General features: G+C 42.0%; 14 protein-coding genes and 1 riboswitch. Of the genes, 12 read left to right on the top strand and 2 right to left on the bottom strand.

Annotated features, from left to right (window positions below; all coding sequences use genetic code 11):
• Positions 1-9: 9 nt before the first annotated feature.
• The 8 genes from AACZ87_RS21545 to AACZ87_RS21510 all read left to right on the top strand — a co-directional run bounded on the left by AACZ87_RS21545 (position 10) and on the right by AACZ87_RS21510 (position 11,253).
• Entirely contained in the window at positions 10-1,470 is a 1,461-nt protein-coding gene (locus AACZ87_RS21545) for a RagB/SusD family nutrient uptake outer membrane protein (protein ID WP_339870145.1), read from the top strand.
• Between the two features lie 139 nt (positions 1,471-1,609).
• Entirely contained in the window at positions 1,610-3,883 is a 2,274-nt protein-coding gene (locus AACZ87_RS21540) for a heparinase II/III family protein (RefSeq protein WP_339870144.1), read from the top strand.
• Positions 3,880-6,084, top strand: a complete 2,205-nt coding sequence (locus AACZ87_RS21535; protein ID WP_339870143.1) for a polysaccharide lyase 6 family protein — start codon at positions 3,880-3,882, stop codon at positions 6,082-6,084. Before AACZ87_RS21540 ends, AACZ87_RS21535 begins: the two co-directional genes overlap by 4 nt.
• Before the next feature lie 2 nt (positions 6,085-6,086).
• On the top strand, positions 6,087-8,192 hold the full coding sequence (locus AACZ87_RS21530; RefSeq protein ID WP_339870142.1) for an alginate lyase family protein: 2,106 nt from the start codon (positions 6,087-6,089) through the stop codon (positions 8,190-8,192).
• A gap of 32 nt (positions 8,193-8,224) precedes the next feature.
• Positions 8,225-8,581: a cupin domain-containing protein gene (locus AACZ87_RS21525; protein ID WP_283413497.1), complete on the top strand. Its 357-nt coding sequence runs from the start codon at positions 8,225-8,227 to the stop codon at positions 8,579-8,581.
• Positions 8,581-9,870: an MFS transporter gene (locus AACZ87_RS21520; RefSeq protein WP_339870141.1), complete on the top strand. Its 1,290-nt coding sequence runs from the start codon at positions 8,581-8,583 to the stop codon at positions 9,868-9,870. The genes AACZ87_RS21525 and AACZ87_RS21520 overlap by 1 nt, the downstream gene beginning before the upstream one ends.
• Positions 9,871-9,886: 16 nt before the next feature.
• Positions 9,887-10,639 (top strand): 3-oxoacyl-ACP reductase family protein, encoded by a 753-nt coding sequence (locus AACZ87_RS21515; protein ID WP_283413495.1) that lies wholly within the window; start codon positions 9,887-9,889, stop codon positions 10,637-10,639.
• 248 nt (positions 10,640-10,887) lie between these two features.
• Positions 10,888-11,253: a hypothetical protein gene (locus tag AACZ87_RS21510; RefSeq protein ID WP_339870140.1), complete on the top strand. Its 366-nt coding sequence runs from the start codon at positions 10,888-10,890 to the stop codon at positions 11,251-11,253.
• Here the strand turns inward: AACZ87_RS21510 and AACZ87_RS21505 are convergent.
• A complete protein-coding gene (locus AACZ87_RS21505; protein ID WP_339870139.1) occupies positions 11,250-12,902 on the bottom strand; it encodes a M1 family metallopeptidase in 1,653 nt (550 codons plus the stop codon). The genes AACZ87_RS21510 and AACZ87_RS21505 overlap by 4 nt on opposite strands.
• A gap of 112 nt (positions 12,903-13,014) precedes the next feature.
• Here AACZ87_RS21505 and AACZ87_RS21500 point away from each other — a divergent pair, with 112 nt between their 5' ends.
• From AACZ87_RS21500 to AACZ87_RS21485, 4 genes are all read left to right on the top strand, one after another.
• Entirely contained in the window at positions 13,015-13,398 is a 384-nt protein-coding gene (locus AACZ87_RS21500) for an STAS/SEC14 domain-containing protein (RefSeq protein WP_339870138.1), read from the top strand.
• Positions 13,398-13,742, top strand: a complete 345-nt coding sequence (locus AACZ87_RS21495) for a n-acetylglutamate synthase (RefSeq protein ID WP_339870137.1) — start codon at positions 13,398-13,400, stop codon at positions 13,740-13,742. The genes AACZ87_RS21500 and AACZ87_RS21495 overlap by 1 nt, the downstream gene beginning before the upstream one ends.
• A 109-nt stretch (positions 13,743-13,851) precedes the next feature.
• Positions 13,852-14,070, top strand: a complete 219-nt coding sequence (locus tag AACZ87_RS21490; protein ID WP_339870136.1) for a hypothetical protein — start codon at positions 13,852-13,854, stop codon at positions 14,068-14,070.
• A complete protein-coding gene (locus tag AACZ87_RS21485; RefSeq protein ID WP_339870135.1) occupies positions 14,067-14,372 on the top strand; it encodes a type II toxin-antitoxin system RelE/ParE family toxin in 306 nt (101 codons plus the stop codon). The genes AACZ87_RS21490 and AACZ87_RS21485 overlap by 4 nt, the downstream gene beginning before the upstream one ends.
• 44 nt (positions 14,373-14,416) lie before the next feature.
• Here the strand turns inward: AACZ87_RS21485 and metE are convergent, their stop codons facing one another.
• Positions 14,417-16,744 (bottom strand): 5-methyltetrahydropteroyltriglutamate--homocysteine S-methyltransferase, encoded by a 2,328-nt coding sequence (gene metE, locus AACZ87_RS21480; RefSeq protein ID WP_339870134.1) that lies wholly within the window; start codon positions 16,742-16,744, stop codon positions 14,417-14,419.
• A 189-nt stretch (positions 16,745-16,933) separates the two neighbouring features.
• Positions 16,934-17,132, bottom strand: a riboswitch (cobalamin riboswitch).
• Positions 17,133-17,308: the final 176 nt, after the last annotated feature.

The raw sequence follows: 17,308 nt of genomic DNA, 5'->3' as shown, positions 1-17,308 counted from the left end.
CCAAAAAACATGAAAGATATTTCTAAAAATATATGTGCATTTCTCCTTTCAGTAGGAATGCTTACTGGTTGTGATCTATCGCTAGATCTACAGCCGATCTCCGAGATCGGAGAGGGTTCATTCTATCAGACAGATTCTGATTTCACTACTGCGATGGTTGCAGCCTATAACGGTATGCAGGCTCCTTTGACGAATGAATGGGCATTGACCGAATTGAGGTCTGATAATTCCAGAGTTCACAATTCTCAAACATCATCAAACATCTACATTCCACTTCGTGAATTGGATTTGATGACGTTCACCTCAGAGCACTTGTACATCTACAATTACTGGGCTGATACCTATCAGAATATTTCCAGAGTGAACACTATTTTGGACAAACTGGATAATGTAGAAAGCCCTGAATTGCAGGAACAATTACTGGCAGAAAGCAAATTCATCAGAGCATATCATTACTTCAACCTAGTAAGACTCTTTGGAGAAGCATTTCTGGTGGACACAAGGATATCTGCTCAAGATGCGAAAGAAATGACCGTCTCCAGTTCTGACGAATTGTATGAGTTCATCATCAGTGACTTGAATGCTGCTGCTAGCATGCTTCCTCCATCTTATGGTCCAGAATATGCTGGACGAGCTACTTCATGGGCAGCAAAGGCACTTTTGGCAAAAGTATATCGTACTCAAAAGAAATTCGCTGAGGCAGCACCTATCTTGAAAGACATCATTGACAACAGTCCTGCCCGTCTATTAGTAGGAGAAAATGGGTATGCGAGCGTATTTTCTACAAGCAATGAATTGAATGCTGAGATTATTTTCGCAGTGAGATTCAAGTCTGGTGGACTAGGAATTGGTGGGCCATTTGCAAATTACTTTGCTCCGCAAAACAGTGGGTCCTACGTCATCAACGGTGACGGTGATCATTTCAATAGACCTTCTGATGACTTGATCAGTCAATTCTCCGAAAATGACCTAAGATTGAATACCACTTTCCTACCAGGCTATAATGGAGCTGGTGGTGCTTTCGTCCCAGATCCATATGTATCCAAATTCTTCTATGATGTGAGCATCAGCGACGATGCCGAAAATGACATTCCAATCATTCGATTTGCAGATATTCTCTTGATGTATGCAGAAGCTTTGAACGAAACAGGCAATACATCTTTGGGCCTAGACTACCTTAACACAGTTCGTATGAGAGCTGGATTGGACGGTTATGACATTTCCGAAGTAGATTCCAAACAAGCCTTTACGGAAAAATTGCTTTTGGAGCGTCGCTTGGAATTTGCCTTTGAAAATCAGCGATGGTTTGATCTAGTATTATATAATATGGTCGAGGAAACGCTAAATACACAATATGAAACCGAAGTATTCTACTCTGAATATACCTTCGGAATCAGTCCAGTACAATCTGACAAATTACTGCTTCCACTACCTCAGCGTGAAGTAGACATATTTAATCAGGGCAACTAAACCTATGTAGATAGATCCGGTCGGTCTGGTTTACCATGGGGGTTTCCAGATCGGCCATCCTTCTTAAGCATATGCTTAAGACTAGCCACCGCTTTGTCTTTTCATTAAAGAAAACCAAGGACAATCCGTCCAAAATCAAATGAACCATCTTAGGAATTACCTCTTCTTTCTCTTCTTATTCATAGCTGTAAAAGCCATGTCTCAGAATGAAACTAAGGAATATCCTATGCCTTCTGAGGAGTCATTTTTTGAAACATTACCCGACTCTATTTCGGGATTTGCAGAAATAAAGAGCCTTTACACCGATGGAAGTCGTACTGAAGCTATAAAACAACTGGCTTCCTATTTCAAAGTCAAAGCAGCAGAAAGATTCTTTTTTAACTGGCAAAATGTACCTCAGCGCATGACTGAGTACAATGAAATATATCCTTCTGCAGCCAAAAGTCACCTTAAATACGCGCAAGATCATACAAGTGATTTTTCGGCTTCTACTTCGTGGAGATTACCTTTTGTAAACAAGGCAGGCAAACAAATGGATGCCTATGCCATCAGACATTTATTTCGTCAGCACAAAGCAGGCGATTTAGCATTTAGCTTTTTTCTTTCAGACAAAGCAGAATACTTACCATATTTCACTGAGCATGTGAAAAGCCTAGGTTCTGCCTATCAAGCTGGAACTATAGAATTGATCGAAGATGGAAATGGAGCCTACGAGGCTTTCCGTGGGGGAAATAGAATAGAAAACTGGGTGCTGGCACATCATTTATTTCTGGCTTCGGAGAAATACTCGGCCGAAGACCAGGTACTAGCCATGCGTATGTTCTTACATCATGCAGAGGTCCTTTACCACACCAACCAATCCTTCAATTACGGGAATCACCAGACCAAAGGAATGGTAGCATTGGCAGTAATCTCAATGATGTATCCGGAATTTGATACGAATAAAAAATACTATGACTTTGCGATAGCTATCCTAGGCGAGCACCTAGAAAAGGAAGTCAATGCTGACGGGTTTCAATTTGAGCGCTCCTTCCACTATCACGTGGGAGATATAGACAATTATTTCCGCGTATATAAACTGGCTCAAATTACAGGAAGTCCTATTCCTGAAGCTTGGTCAGGCAAACTGAAAGCAATGTTTTCGGCGACGCTAGCTATAGCTCTACCCAATAAAAATGCCCCAGTCATACAGGACGACACTGATCAACCGATGGCTACTCAGAATAATCTGGGTGAAATCATGGCACTGGGCTACGCGCTTTTTCCTGAGCCAGAATACGGATACTTAGCCGCAAATCACCCGTCCGAGGAATACTATTGGTTGCTGGGAAAAGCCGACTTGGAGAATCTTCAAGGAAAAAAATCTAAGAAACCCACCGTCAAATCCACTGCACTGGAATCTACTGGATATTATGTATTCCGAGAGGGCTGGAAAGAAAATGACCTCTACATGCTCATCAGTACAGGAGTTTCAAAGGAAAAGCCAGATCACCAGCACGGCGACGTTTTAGGTTTTCAACTTTTTGCCAATGGCGAGATGCTGATGCCAAATTACCAAGTTCGCTATCCATTGCCCGAATTCCAGTTTTTCAAAAATTCCTGGGTGAAAAATGTCGCATTGGTGGACTCAATCCCACAAGGCCAAGACTGGACTGGAAATCAAGGAGGAAGTGGTTTTGGTAAGTTTCAGACTTTACCGAAAGCTTTGGTCAGCCAATGGGAGCCAAAAGGTGAGATTCAGGCTTTCCGCGGATCACACGATGGATACCAAACCATAGGGGTGAATTATGGACGTACGATCTATTATTTCTCTGGAGATTTCTTTCTGATCCTTGATGAGTTTGAAGGAGAAAGAGCGCATGAATTCTATCAGAATTTTCAAGGAAACTACTCCTTGGAAGAGACTCCGATGATAGCAAGAGCTAATCTAGCTAACGCTTCAGGACTGGACATCATCCAGCTTGGGGACCAAATTTCAAATGCAAAAATAAGTGGTAATAAAGGCAAGAACCGAATCACTTTCCAATCAATAAGTGCTAACAAACATCGCTTCACCACCATCATAAAGCCTTATGGAAAATACGAAGACCGCACTTCTTTACCTAAATCTGATGGAACCATGACCGTGGGTGAATGGCAAATCAATAAAGGCAGCAGCCAGGTAATGGCAGATTCTTACGTAGCAGAATACATTTTCAAAAAAGATGAAATGACCTTCTTGGTTGGCATGACCGAGATGACGCTAGGAAGCCAAACCTTTTTATCCGCAATCCCAGCTGACGTTTTGATCAGCACGATGGATGGGAAGTTGGAAATCAAATCCTTCGGAGAAAAGGAAATAACCTTAAGAAGTAACGGCCAGGATTTCACAATCTCTGCGCTAGAAACCTTGACACTAAACCCAACTCAATGACTAAGTCAATAAATAATTTGAATTATTACCTCAGCTGGGCCCTGCTTTGCCTGCTTCCAATGGGATGTCAAAGCAAGCAGAGCCACTCAGTAGTGAAAAATAAAACCGAGTATGATTCTGCTGTAAAATCTCTTAAGCCCGGAGATACCTTATTTCTCGCAAATGGTGTTTGGAAGGATGTGGAGTTAGTATTTGAAGGAAAAGGAACAGCTGATTCCCTGATCGTACTCCTAGCAGAAACTCCCGGAGAAGTATTTATGGAAGGCAAATCCAATCTGAGTATAGCCGGCGAATATTTAGTCGTGAAAGGGTTAGTTTTCAGAAATGGCTACACTCCATCCGGAGAAGTGATTTCATTCAGAAAAGACAGTAAGAATCTTGCATTCAACTCTAGAATCACGGAATGTGTGATTGATAATTACAACAATCCGGACAGAAACGCTCAAGATTCCTGGGTTATGATGTATGGACAAAACAACAGATTTGATCACAATCATATCGAAGGAAAGCGAAATCAAGGAGTGACGATGGCTGTGCGACTGAATTCTGAAGACAGTCAAGAAAATCACCACAGCATCGACCATAATTACTTTGGCCCACGCCCAATCTTAGGCTCAAATGGCGGCGAGACGCTTCGTGTGGGCACAAGTCAATATTCCCTGAGCAACTCAAACACACTAATTGAGAATAACTATTTCGATAAGTGTAATGGGGAAACTGAGATCATTTCCATCAAATCTGGAGGAAACATTATCCGCGGAAATGTTTTCTTCGAATCAAAAGGATCACTGACCCTGAGACATGGAAATGGCAACATCGTGGAAAGAAATATCTTTCTAGGAAACGGTCAACCAGAGACAGGTGGCATCCGCGTGATCAATGCAGATCATAAGATTGAAAACAACTACATGCAGGATCTCACCGGGGATAAATTCCGTGCAGGCATCACAGTGATGAACGGGGTGCCCAATTCCAGTATCAATCGGTATCACCAGGTGAAAAATGTGCAAATCAATAATAACACATTTGTGAATGTAGCGCACATTGAATTGGCTGTAGGTAGTGACGAAGAGAGGTCAGCGATTCCGATGAAAAGCCATTTTACCAACAACTTGATTTTCAACGAAAATCAAACTGATAATTTTAAAGCCTACGACGACATTTCAGGAATTTCCTTTACGGGAAACGTCTCTAATTTTTCTTCCACGCTTATTCCAAATGGCCTGAGCAATCAGTCATTAAAATTTCAAAAAGCCGAAAATGGTCTGATGTATACATCTGATGCGAGCAATTCTATCGGAGCTCCAGCAGATTTGGTAGTGGTACAAAAGTCTGAAACTGGCACTTCTTGGTACCCAAAGGTTTCTAAAGAAATCGTCTTTTCTACTGGAAAAACTATTCCAGTATCTCCGGGATTGAATACGATCGCCGATGCATTGGAAAATGCTGAAACTGGCGATATACTGGATTTAGCAGCTGGATCTTATCAACAGAGCAAAGTGCTGGAAGTCAGCTTCCCATTGACTGTAAAAGGTGGGTCGGACTCTGAAATCAGCTTTGAGGGAACTCATCTATTTGAGATATACGATGGTGGTGCTTTGAGATTGGAAGGCATCAAAGTCAATGGAATAAATTCTGCTGATGCTGCCGGAAACGCGGTAGTAAGGCTAAATAGATCTGGTACACTGAAAAATTACAAGTTGGAAGTTAGCCAGAGTGAGTTTGTAGACATGACGGTCAACCATTCATTCAATTTCTTAGAAGCTTCAAAAGGCAGTTTTGCTGATACCGTGCTGATCAGAGATTCCAAGTTTGAAAACTTCACTGGATCTATACTCACCCTTAATAAGGAAACAGATGATCTGGGCAAATACAACGCTGAATATGTGATTTTGGAGGGAAATTCCTTTTCAAATATCGGAGGAAAAGTAGTGGATATGTATAGAGGTGGGACAGACGAAAGTACGTTTGGACCTTACCTCATCGCAAGCAATAACCAACTTACAACGGTCGGAAAAAACAGTAGAAATCAAGACGGAGCTTCCCTAGTAATACATGGAGCACAATGGGTGCTGGTCACAGGCAATTCCTTTACCTCCTCATCTCCAATAAAATTGGTGGAAACAGTAGGGACACCCATGCTGAAATTTTCGGATAACGATTTTGATATGCCTTCTTTATTCACCCACGCAATCAAATAACAATGACCCGAACCCAACTATTATTACTGGCTTTAAGTTTCTGCTCAAGCTTTTGCTTTGCGCAACAAAAAATCCCTTCAGCTGAAAGCAAACTTCTTCTTACATCCAAAGGTGTGAAGGACTACAGATTTTTGGCAGAAAAATATCCAAAAGCTGTGCAACAGATAGAGGAAATGAAAGCCAAAGTCGAAGCAGAAATGGCTGAGCCTATCAATGTACCGATCCCAAAAGATGCGGGTGGCGGCTTCACCCACGAGCAGCACAAAGCAAATCAACTCTCCATTTTCCAAGCAGGTGTACTTTATAAGTTAACTGGAGAGAAAAAGTATGCGCAGCATTCGAAAGCCCTGTTGAACGCCTATGCTAAAATGTACAAGATGCTTCCGCTGCATCCTGAGAAAAAGGAGCAGACTCCAGGAAAGCTGTTTTGGCAAAGTTTGAATGATGCCGTGTGGCTAGTCTATACCGTTCAGGGCTTCGATGCAATCAAATCCTATTTGACACCTGAAGAGCGGGATTACCTCAAAACAGAGTTATTTGAGCATTATGTGGAATTTCTAAGTGTAGACGGCGCGGAAACCTTCAATAAAATCCATAATCATGGTACTTGGGCTCTAGCGGCGGTAGGGATGACTGGTTATAGTTTGGAAGTAGATGAGTGGGTGCAGATGGCATTGAAAGGTACCGCTGCAGATGGATCAGGTGGCTTTATTGCCCAGTTGGATCAGCTCTTTTCTCCAGACGGCTATTACGCCGAAGGCCCTTATTACCAAAGATATGCATTGCTACCCTTTGTGGTTTTTGGTCAGGCCATCGCAACTAATAATCCAGAACTGAAAATTTTTGAACACCGGAATGCTATTCTGACTAAGGCCATTTATACAGCCATAGACCTGACCTATGCGGGTCATTTCTTCCCGATCAATGATGCGTTAAAAGAGAAAAATCTGAAAACCTCCGAGATGGTTTTTGGAGTGGATATCGCCTACAGCATTACCAAGGATGCCTCCCTACTGTCTATTGCAGAATACCAGCAAAATTTTGCTCCCATCGATGGTGGGTTTGGCGTTGCAGCAGCAGTAGCAGCTGGATTGACTAAGCCTTATGATTTCAAATCTATACGGGTGAGAGATGGGAATGACGGAACAGAAGGAGGTTTGGCCATTTTCAGAGCAGAGTCCTATACCAATTCCTCTGCATTAATCTACAAGTACACAGCACAGGGAATGGGTCATGGTCATTTCGACAAACTGACCTGGTTGTATTACGACAATAATTCTGAAATCATTCGTGACTATGGTGCAGCCAGATTTTTGAACATTGAAGCCAAATATGGTGGACATTATTTGGCTGAAAACAATACATGGGCTAAGCAATCCATCGCACACAATACGGTGGTAGTTGATGAAAAAAGTCACTTCGGCGGAAAGTTATCCACAGCTGAGAAAGCTTTTCCAACTGAATTAATTTTCGATGTAAGTGATCCAGATTACCAAATCGCAAGCGCCGAAATAGAAGGAGTTTACGAAGGTGTAAAGTTCACTCGTACAATGATCTATCTGAAAGATGAAGCCTTTGAATATCCGGTGGTCCTCGATCTTTTCGAAATAGAATCTAATGAGGCACATCAATATGATCTACCAATTCATTTCAATGGGCAATTTATTCACTTAAATGTGCCACTGCAGGCGAACAGTACACAAATGAGCCCGCTAGGAAAAGCTAATGGCTACCAGCATCTCTGGAATATGGCTCAAGGAAAAGCTCACGACAAGCTCAGTCAATTTACTTGGCTGCTGGATAACAGATTCTACACCTGGAGCACCAAAACCAGCGCAGAGGATGAATTGATCGTGACTGAATTAGGGGCAAATGATCCGGATTTCAATCTTAGAAATGAGCGCTCCATTATCCTTAGAAGTACAGGTCACGGCAATCACTATTTCCTCTCTGCTTTGGAAACCCATGGCGATTTTGACTCCAAAAATGAAGTGACTATGAATGCCTCCAATCAAATCCAAGCACTGGAACTTACAGTAAAAGACGGAAAAAAATCAATAGTGGTAACAACCAAAGATTCAGGGATCAAAAACTACGAAATCAATTAGTAATCAAACTAGTACATCTAAATAAAGAACGCATGAAATTTCAAAGTGACATATTTCAAAAAGGGGAAGATATCAAGTGGGAAGTGGTAGGTGAAGGCGTGAAGCGTCAGATCATGGGACACGATGATAAAATTTTGATCGTAAAAGTTTTTTTCGAGAAAGGAAGCATAGGACCGATTCACGATCATTTTCATAGTCAGGCTACCTACGTAGAATCTGGGGAATTTGAAGTCAATATAGGTGGAGCCAAAAAAGTACTTAAGGCTGGAGATGGCTTTTACATTCCTCCTCACGAGCCACACGGTGCGGTGTGTTTAGCTGCTGGAGTCTTGATAGATGTCTTCAGCCCAATCAGAGAGGATTTCTTCACAGGAGAAAAGTATAAATAATGAAAAAGGTAAAAGGACTACGATGGTTGGTAGTGTGTCTTGTCGGCCTAGCTACCGTCATCAATTACATCGATAGAAACGCGCTCGCGGTCATGTGGCCGGGAGTGGCGGAGGATTTGAACATGGGAAAGGAAGATTATGCATTGATTCTCTCCTTCTTCATGATCGCCTACGCCTTAGGGCAGACAGCCTTTGGGAAAATCTTTGATCAAATCGGTACACGCTTTGGCTTTTTGCTCTCCATTTCTATATGGTCAATTTCCATCGCATTACATGCAGTGGCCAAATCTGTTTTGTCCTTTGGAATCTTCAGATTCACACTTGGATTTGGGGAAGCAGGCAACTGGCCAGGAGCTACTAAGGCAAACGCAGAATGGTTTCCTGTCAAAGAAAGGGCTCTAGCACAAGGAATTTTCAACTCAGGAGCATCTTTGGGCGCAGTCATCTCAGCCCCAATTATTGCTTGGATGTACGTGACAATTGGTTGGCAGATGACCTTCGTTTGCATAGCGGCGTTGGGATTACTATGGATTATTCCTTGGGTAATCGTGTACAAATCCTCACCTGACAAGCATCCTTGGATCACAGAAGAAGAGCGGAATTACATCATCAAAGGCCAAAAGCCAGAACCTGAGCCTGACGATATAGCTCAGGAGGAGGAATATGTACCTACGCTACGGGAACTATTAAAACTAAAACAAAGCTGGGCTATCATCTTGATGCGCTTCTTTATCGATCCCGTTTGGTGGTTATTCGTGTCTTGGCTTCCTATTTATCTCGCAGATCAATTTGGCTTCGACGTGAAGCAAATCGGGCTATTCGCTTGGGTTCCTTACGTAGGAGCGGCAGTTGGAAGTTTATTCGGAGGATGGCTCGTAGGTGTCTGGCTCCGCAAAGGCTGGTCAGTCAATAAAGCCAGGAAAACGATTATTTATCTCGGATGCCTGATCATGATCCCACCGTTGATCTTGACGGCTTATGCAGCGACTCCATTGATCGCAGTATTATTAATCGCAGTGATTCTTTTCGGTTTCCAAATCGCAATCGGCAATATCCAGACACTTCCAAGTGATTATTTCTCAGGCAAATCTGTAGGCTCCTTAGCTGGAGTTAGCGGATCTGCTGCAGTGATTGGAGTATTGATTACGATCTGGCTAGTTCCAGTAATCACAGCAACATCTTACGTTCCTTTCTTCGTGTTGGGAGCATCCCTAGTACCCCTAGCTTTAGTATCATTTGCACTGCTAGGAGGCAAAATCAAACCAGTAACTAATCTCATTTCAAAATAAATTTAATTCGAACAGTATGAACCTATCAGGAAAAGTAGCAATCGTAACAGGCGGTGGAAGAGACATCGGTAAGGAAGTATCCAAAAAATTAGCAGCACTAGGCGCTAAAGTAGTGGTCAATTATTTTGACAATAAAGAGCAGGCTGAGGAAACTTTGGCGGAAATAAAAGCGGACGGCGGCGACGCGATTTTGGTGCAAGGTGATATGACAAGCGAGGCTGAGGTTGCTAACCTAGTTTCAGAAACAACAAAAGCTTATGGAGATGAAGTACATATTTTAGTGAATGTGGCTGGTGGATTAGTTGCTAGAAAGACGTTGGAAGAAATGGATCTTGATTTCTTCAGCTTCCTATTGAAATTGAACCTTACTTCTAATTTCCTAGTGACCAAGGCTGTCGTTCCTCATATGAAAAGCGGTGCTTCTATCGTGAACTTCGCTTCTCAGGCAGGTCGTGACGGTGGCGGACCGGGAGCATCTGCATATTCGACTGCAAAAGGTGGCGTGATCACCTTTACTAGATCTATGGCAAAAGAACTTGGACCAAAAAACATCCGAGTAAACTCTCTTTGCCCAGGAATGATTGCCACAACTTTCCACGATACCTTTACTAAGGACGAAGTACGTGAGAAAGTTGCAGGTGGAACTCCTTTAAGAAGAGAAGGAAAAGCAAAAGAAGTAGCTGACTTGGTTGCCTACCTTGCTTCTGATGAATCTTCATTCGTCACAGGAACTAACATCGATATAAACGGAGGATTACTATTCTCTTAAGTATGAGTAATACCATTATCCAAAAAAGACTGGTAGCAATGCCAGTCTTTTTTTTTATGATGTTCTTGTTAAAATATATCTCCAAAGCATTAATAATTGAGGTTCATTTTTGGAAATTCTCCTTTTCTAAAGATGGCAAGGGGGATTTACAAACCAAATCTACCCTCAGAACCCGCACTATAGCTGGTATAACTTTTTCTAGTTGCCCATTGAAATAGGAATTCAAAAATTCCGTATTTTCAACTGCTATGTTCGACTTCATCAATCAGCTATCAGTTGATATCATTTTTTTTGGTAAGGTAATTACCCGCGAACTGTTAATTGCAAACCCTTGGTATTGTCTAGACGAAACCCGAAAGATTAACTGCTATTACACCTTCTTTAAAGATGGCACTTCCGTCAAAGCTGAAAACGGAGATGAGTATGAACTGGATTGGAAATTAAGTCCAGAAGGGATTTTGGAATTTATAGACGACATCGATCCTCCTCTGCGGTTTGAAGTGAAAGCCTTGGGCAATGAAATGATCGTTTTCAAATATCCTGAAGGAATGACTGGACTCGTGCTTTTCACAGAAGCAAAAGCCAAGGAAGTCCTGATCCCGTTTTTAAATTAATTTCCCGAAATATTCATCGTCCCTACGTAGTAATCTTTATCCACAACGATTTTGGCACTCTTCTTCGAAACATCTTCCGATTTCCATTGCTGAGTAGGTTTCAAAACCATTTCCTTTCCATCGACATAGATTTTCACCGGCATATCGAATCCATCGATTACATTTTCCCAGCGGTAAAGCAACTCACCATCTTTCAGGTTATAGCTAAAAATCGGAATGCGAATATCTCTTAAATATTGATCAAAAACTGGCTTAAGGTTGATCCCAGTCTTTTGGGAAATATAATTTTCGATCTGGCGAGTGGAGACAGTTTTATGATAAAACTCAGAATTCACCCCTCTCAAAATTGATCTCCATTTCTCATCGTCGTTCACAATCTGCCGGATGGTATGTAGCATATTGGACCCTTTGTAATACATATCACCAGATCCTTCGGAATTCACATTATAAGTTCCGATGATTGGTATATCATTGCTGATGGCCATCCTGGTTCCGAGAACATATTCGCTGGAAGCTTCTTTTCCGTAGAAATAATCCAAGAAAAGATTCTCAGAATAAGCCGTAAAACTCTCGTGAATCCACATGTCCGCGACATCCCGATAGGTGATATTATTGGCAAACCATTCGTGCCCTGACTCATGGATGATGATAAAATCAAACTTCAATCCCCAGCCTGTTCCGCTGAGATCACGACCCAAATAACCATTCTCAAACTCGTTACCATAAGTCACAGAACTCTGGTGCTCCATGCCCAAATAAGGCGCTTGAACTAATTTATAGCTGTCTTTATAAAAAGGATATGGCCCAAACCAATACTCAAACGCCTCCATCATTCGTGGAGCATCTTCAAATTGCTTTTTGGCCTTTTTCAAATCCTCCCGCAGCACATAATAATCCATGTCCAGTTCACCCTTTTCACCCGCATATTTCTCTCCGAAATAGACGTAATCACCCACGTTGATATTGATCCCGTAATTATTGATCGGGTTTTTCACTTCCCAGTGGTACGTTTTTGTCTTTGCAGGCTTGTCATGATCCGTTTTGATTAAACGGCCGTTGGACACATCCATCAGGTTTTCTGGCACAGTAACAGACATCAACACTCCCTGATCTGGCTCGTCATAGCCGTGATCTTTGTTAGGCCACCAGATACTCGCGCCTAGTCCCTGATTGGAATTTGCAATAAAAGGCAAACCATTGCTGTCTTTGCTCCATGTCAATCCTCCATCCCAAGGAGGACGAACTGCCTCCACGGGAGTTCCTGAAAATGTAAGGACAACTTCCTTTTCTTCTCCTAATGGCTGGCCAGATTTCATTATAATAAAATGTGCACTTCCATCATGCTTGATTTCCAATTCTACTCCATCTTGCACCGCTTTGGTGAGTTGCATAGGCGCTTGCAAGTCAATCTGCATGCGCTTTGCATCTTCCAGCACTTTGTATCGCACAGTATTTTTGCCTGAAAGCGACTTGGTCTCGGGGTCTACTGCTACTTCCAAATGATAATATTGCAAATCCCACCAGGCTCGCTCAGGAGTGATCGTACCTCGAAGGGTATCCTGTCTTGTAAATTCCTCTCCATGAGGAAACATCTGTGCTTGAGCACTAAGACAAAGAAGTAGGGAAAAACTTAGAAGTATAAATCTCATGGCGAAGTCAAAATTTGGGATTTGAACTCACAAGATACTTGGAAGGATTTATTGAAAAGCCATACATTTCCACGAAAGGACTTAATTTTAGTGAAATGAATCTTGTCAACGCATGAAGAAACCAGCCGAATCGGCACTAATCAAAGGCGAAATTGCGGACTATTATTTCGATGGAAAAATTCTGTATTCCTATTCCAAATCCATCAAGCGCACGGTCCAGCTGATAGCCGACAATGTGGCTTTGGTAAAAAGCATTACTGGAAATAAGCCAGTTCCTTTGCTGATTTATCTTTGCGATTCACCAGTTCCTGATAAGGCTACGAGGAAATTTTCCACGGCTAAACTTCCTGAAATCTACACCTCAATGGCAATGGTTTCGAAGCCTGGACTTTCCCAATTCATCATGCGTATCTTATTCAAATTCCAGAAACCGCCGATTCCGATGAAGTCATTTACAGATGATGAGGAAGCAAAAAAATGGCTTAATCAATTGTAATGAATCCGATCAATTATAATAACCGTGCTTTCCGCGCAGTGCAAAACACAGAAAACGGCGAAACCTCCGCCGAGACAGTTTTCCACTATCACCAAGAAGGTACTATTCTGACTGCAGAATATTCTGGCGGAAAAATCCTCAAAGGACATCTAATTGGTCTGGTAGATGAAGCCGGAAATATTACGATGCGCTATCATCAGGTGAATTCCGCTGGGGAACTGATGACTGGTATCTGCCATTCCAAACCAGAAATCCTAGAAAATGGTAAAATCCGTCTCCATGAAACCTGGGAATGGACTTCTGGTGATCGGTCTAAAGGGAAAAGTGTAGTAGAGGAGATTTGAGTGCAGGTTGGATGTTCGATGCTGGGTGTTTGATGTTACGAAATTGCTAGATCGAAGCAATACTAAAATTGGTTTTATCGTATATTAGAGTGTTTTAAATCAAACGATTATGAAAAAGGAAAAATTGAAATTAGATATATATTCCATGATCGCTGATGTGGAAAGTGAAGAATGGCTAGAGGAAATCAAAACTTTTTTAGCCAATAAAGCTGACTATCAAGAAAGGTTACTATCTGCTGCCCAGGCATCGGAGGAGGATATAAAATATGATAGAGTGATGGATATGGATGAAATAAAAAGACGCGTATCCAACAAACTAGGTAAATGAAACTTCGCTTTTCCGAAGGAGCATGGAAATCATTGGATAATACAATTAATTTCTACCTTTTTGAACTTGAAATACCTGAATTTATTGTAGATAAAATTGTTGCCGAGCTATTTAAAAAAATAGAAAATCTGGTAAAAAACCCTTTTTTGGGTCAGGAGGAACCATTCTTATCTCACTTGGGTAAAAATCATCGGCGCATTTTTCACATGAATATCAAAGTAATCTATAGGATTGAAAAGGATGTGATATATGTAATCGATTTTTTTGATTCAAGACAAAACCCATCAAAGATGAAATCCTGAAAAGTAAAATGCCCAGCGGATTCAAAACCCGCCAGGCATATTTTTTAGCTCACGGGCTCAGAAACAGCTTCACGAAGTTCTTTCGCAGCAGCCACCATTTCAATCAAAGCCTTTCTGGTTTCTTCCCAGTGACGGGTTTTCAGGCCACAATCAGGATTCACCCATAGATTTGCCGCTGGGATTACAGCTTTAGCTTTTTCCATTAGTTGGATCATCTCAGTTCTCGAGGGCACTCGTGGCGAATGGATGTCATATACTCCTGGTCCAATTTCATTTGGATAGTTAAACTCCGCGAAGGCATCCAACAATTCCATTTGAGATCTCGAACACTCGATCGTAATCACATCGGCATCCATGTCCGCAATATTCTGGATGATGTCATTGAATTCCGAATAGCACATGTGCGTGTGAATCTGGGTTTCATCTTTCACTCCACTTGCCGAAAGTCGGAAGGCCCGAACCCCCCATTCCAAGTAATTTTGCCAGTCAGCTTTGCGCAGAGGTAAACCTTCTCTGATAGCAGGCTCATCAATCTGAATAACACCTATTCTGGCTTTCTCAAGATCGATCACTTCATCGCGTATCGCCAACGCGATTTGTGTGCAAGTCTGAGATCTTGGCTGATCGTTTCGTACAAAACTCCATTGCAAAATCGTAACTGGGCCAGTGAGCATTCCTTTCACAGGTTTTTCGGTAAGCGACTGCGCAAAAGCTGACCAGCGAACCGTCATCGGTTCCGGTCTATACACATCGCCATAGATAATCGGCGGCTTCACGCATCTGCTTCCATAGCTCTGCACCCAGCCAAATTTCGTAAAAGCAAACCCTGCCAACTGCTCACCAAAATACTCGACCATATCATTCCGCTCAAATTCCCCATGCACGAGCACATCCATGCCGATTTCTTCCTGCCAAAGAATGGATTCTCTAGTCTCATCTTCCAAGAGCTTTTCATACAGCTGCTTAGTCAAATCCCCTTTTTTGAATCGAGCCCTCCAGGATCTTACCTCTGTGGTCTGCGGAAAAGAGCCAATAGTCGTAGTGGGAAAAAGTGGGAGGTTTAATGCTTTTTTTTGGATGGACTGGCGAGTAGAAAACTCATTTTGCCGCTTATCATCCGTTGATTTGATAGCATTTACTCTGTTTTTCACCTGATCATTGTGGATAAGAGTGGAATTTTTCCTGTCTCCCACTTCTTGTAGATTTTGTGCCAAAACATCCAAATTCTCTTTGGAGCTACCATCTTCTACAAGTTTTTTGAGAGCTACCACTTCTTTGATTTTCTGCTTCGCAAAAGCTAACCATTGCTTTACTTCAGCAGGAAGAGATTCTGTATTTTCCTCCAAATCCAAATCACAAGGTGAATGTATCAATGAGCAAGATGGTGCTATCCAAACACGATCCTTACCAATTTTATCTACCGCTTTATTGATAAGAGAAAGTGAATGTTGAAAGTCATTTTTCCAGATATTTCTGCCGTCTACTACTCCCAAGGACAGCTTTACATTGGCTTTCAATTTCCCCGAATCAAGAATATCATCTAGCTGTGAAGGACATCTTACTAAGTCTAAGTGAAGCGTGTGAATGGGAAGGGTAAGTGCTGTTTCCAAGTTCTCCCCGAAGCAATCGAAGTAATTAGCAAGGATGATTTTAAGAGAAGGGAAAGCTTTTTTGATCTCTCCATAGACGTATGTAAAAGCATTTTTCTCTTTCTCGGTTAAATCCATCGCAAAGAAAGGCTCATCAAACTGAACATATTCCACATGGAGAGAATCGAGTTTTTTCAGTATTTCCAGATAAACTGGAAGGAGGTTTTTGATCAGGTCGATCCGTTCAAAACCTTCTTCCTTTTCCTTTCCCAAAAGCAAATAGGAAACTGGACCGATCAAAACAGGCTTGGTCGTTATTCCCACTTGCTTTGCTTCAGTGAATTCCTGGATAACCTTGGTGGAAAACAGTTTGAATTTTTGATTTATGGTAAACTCAGGAACGATGTAATGATAATTCGTATCAAACCATTTGGTCATCTCCATCGCAGTGATGTCCAGTCCATTTTGCTGGTAGCCACGCGCCATCGCAAAATACAAGTCCAGCTCATTTCCTCCTTTTTGAAGTATCACCTCATGATAGCGTTCCGGGATGGCACCGACCATCAGAGACATGTCTAACACTTGATCGTAAAATGAAAAATCATTTGACGGAAAGAGGTCAATTCCAGCATCCTTTTGAAACTGCCAGTTCGCTTTTCGGATTTTTTCTCCTGCTGTAAGCAGATCAGAAGTTGTGATTTTGCCTGACCAATACTGTTCGCAGGCTTTTTTGAGTTCTCGGTGGCTACCAATTCGCGGATAGCCAAGATTATGCGTTTGCATCTCTTTTAACTTTTAATGATGAATAATTTGTTAAAAGCTCTTTGGCTCGATCTCACCATGCAGGCGAATTGAGAGCAAATGGAAAAGTAAAATACGCGCATAGCAGGAATTGTCTGAGCCGAGGGACACAGATGAAAGCATACTAAGAAAACGCATCAAACTTGACTAAAAGGCCTCATTTCGCGGAAGCATCGTCAATTCGGAATAGGCAGGTCTCCTGACTTGTAACGACTTTCATCGTCCTTCCCGTCTCCGTGGTGTGGGCGACAGTGGACATGCGAGGATGATCATCTTTGGTGTGTTACTTACAGTTGCGCGACAGTTCGTGATTTTCACACGATTCCCTATTAATCTACAGCTAAGTAAAACCTCTTCCGGTTGATAAAGAAATAAAGTTAAGAACTATTTCAGCGGTGAAAGTAGTGAAAATTATGTAATTACCCGTAATGATGCCAGCAACCAAATTCTCTTTGATATACTGGACGGAAGACCGATGACCGAAGTCACCTTGACCTTACCTGATTTTGGTTGTCACTTTCTTGTCTTCTGGACGGTTAGTTGTGA

This window comes from uncultured Algoriphagus sp. (assembly GCF_963974365.1).
Taxonomy (GTDB): domain Bacteria; phylum Bacteroidota; class Bacteroidia; order Cytophagales; family Cyclobacteriaceae; genus Algoriphagus.
Note: the sequence above shows the minus strand (reverse complement) of the source record. Positions and strands in the feature narration are given on the sequence as shown.

Bases quoted from the DNA above. Each gene is read 5' to 3' on its own strand.
- AACZ87_RS21545 (WP_339870145.1), top strand. From the start codon at position 10: ATGAAAGATATTTCTAAAAATATATGTGCATTTCTCCTTTCAGTAGGA.
- AACZ87_RS21540 (WP_339870144.1), top strand. From the start codon at position 1,610: ATGAACCATCTTAGGAATTACCTCTTCTTTCTCTTCTTATTCATAGCT.
- AACZ87_RS21535 (WP_339870143.1), top strand. From the start codon at position 3,880: ATGACTAAGTCAATAAATAATTTGAATTATTACCTCAGCTGGGCCCTG.
- AACZ87_RS21530 (WP_339870142.1), top strand. From the start codon at position 6,087: ATGACCCGAACCCAACTATTATTACTGGCTTTAAGTTTCTGCTCAAGC.
- AACZ87_RS21525 (WP_283413497.1), top strand. From the start codon at position 8,225: ATGAAATTTCAAAGTGACATATTTCAAAAAGGGGAAGATATCAAGTGG.
- AACZ87_RS21520 (WP_339870141.1), top strand. From the start codon at position 8,581: ATGAAAAAGGTAAAAGGACTACGATGGTTGGTAGTGTGTCTTGTCGGC.
- AACZ87_RS21515 (WP_283413495.1), top strand. From the start codon at position 9,887: ATGAACCTATCAGGAAAAGTAGCAATCGTAACAGGCGGTGGAAGAGAC.
- AACZ87_RS21510 (WP_339870140.1), top strand. From the start codon at position 10,888: ATGTTCGACTTCATCAATCAGCTATCAGTTGATATCATTTTTTTTGGT.
- AACZ87_RS21505 (WP_339870139.1), bottom strand. From the start codon at position 12,902: ATGAGATTTATACTTCTAAGTTTTTCCCTACTTCTTTGTCTTAGTGCT.
- AACZ87_RS21500 (WP_339870138.1), top strand. From the start codon at position 13,015: ATGAAGAAACCAGCCGAATCGGCACTAATCAAAGGCGAAATTGCGGAC.
- AACZ87_RS21495 (WP_339870137.1), top strand. From the start codon at position 13,398: ATGAATCCGATCAATTATAATAACCGTGCTTTCCGCGCAGTGCAAAAC.
- AACZ87_RS21490 (WP_339870136.1), top strand. From the start codon at position 13,852: ATGAAAAAGGAAAAATTGAAATTAGATATATATTCCATGATCGCTGAT.
- AACZ87_RS21485 (WP_339870135.1), top strand. From the start codon at position 14,067: ATGAAACTTCGCTTTTCCGAAGGAGCATGGAAATCATTGGATAATACA.
- metE (WP_339870134.1), bottom strand. From the start codon at position 16,744: ATGCAAACGCATAATCTTGGCTATCCGCGAATTGGTAGCCACCGAGAA.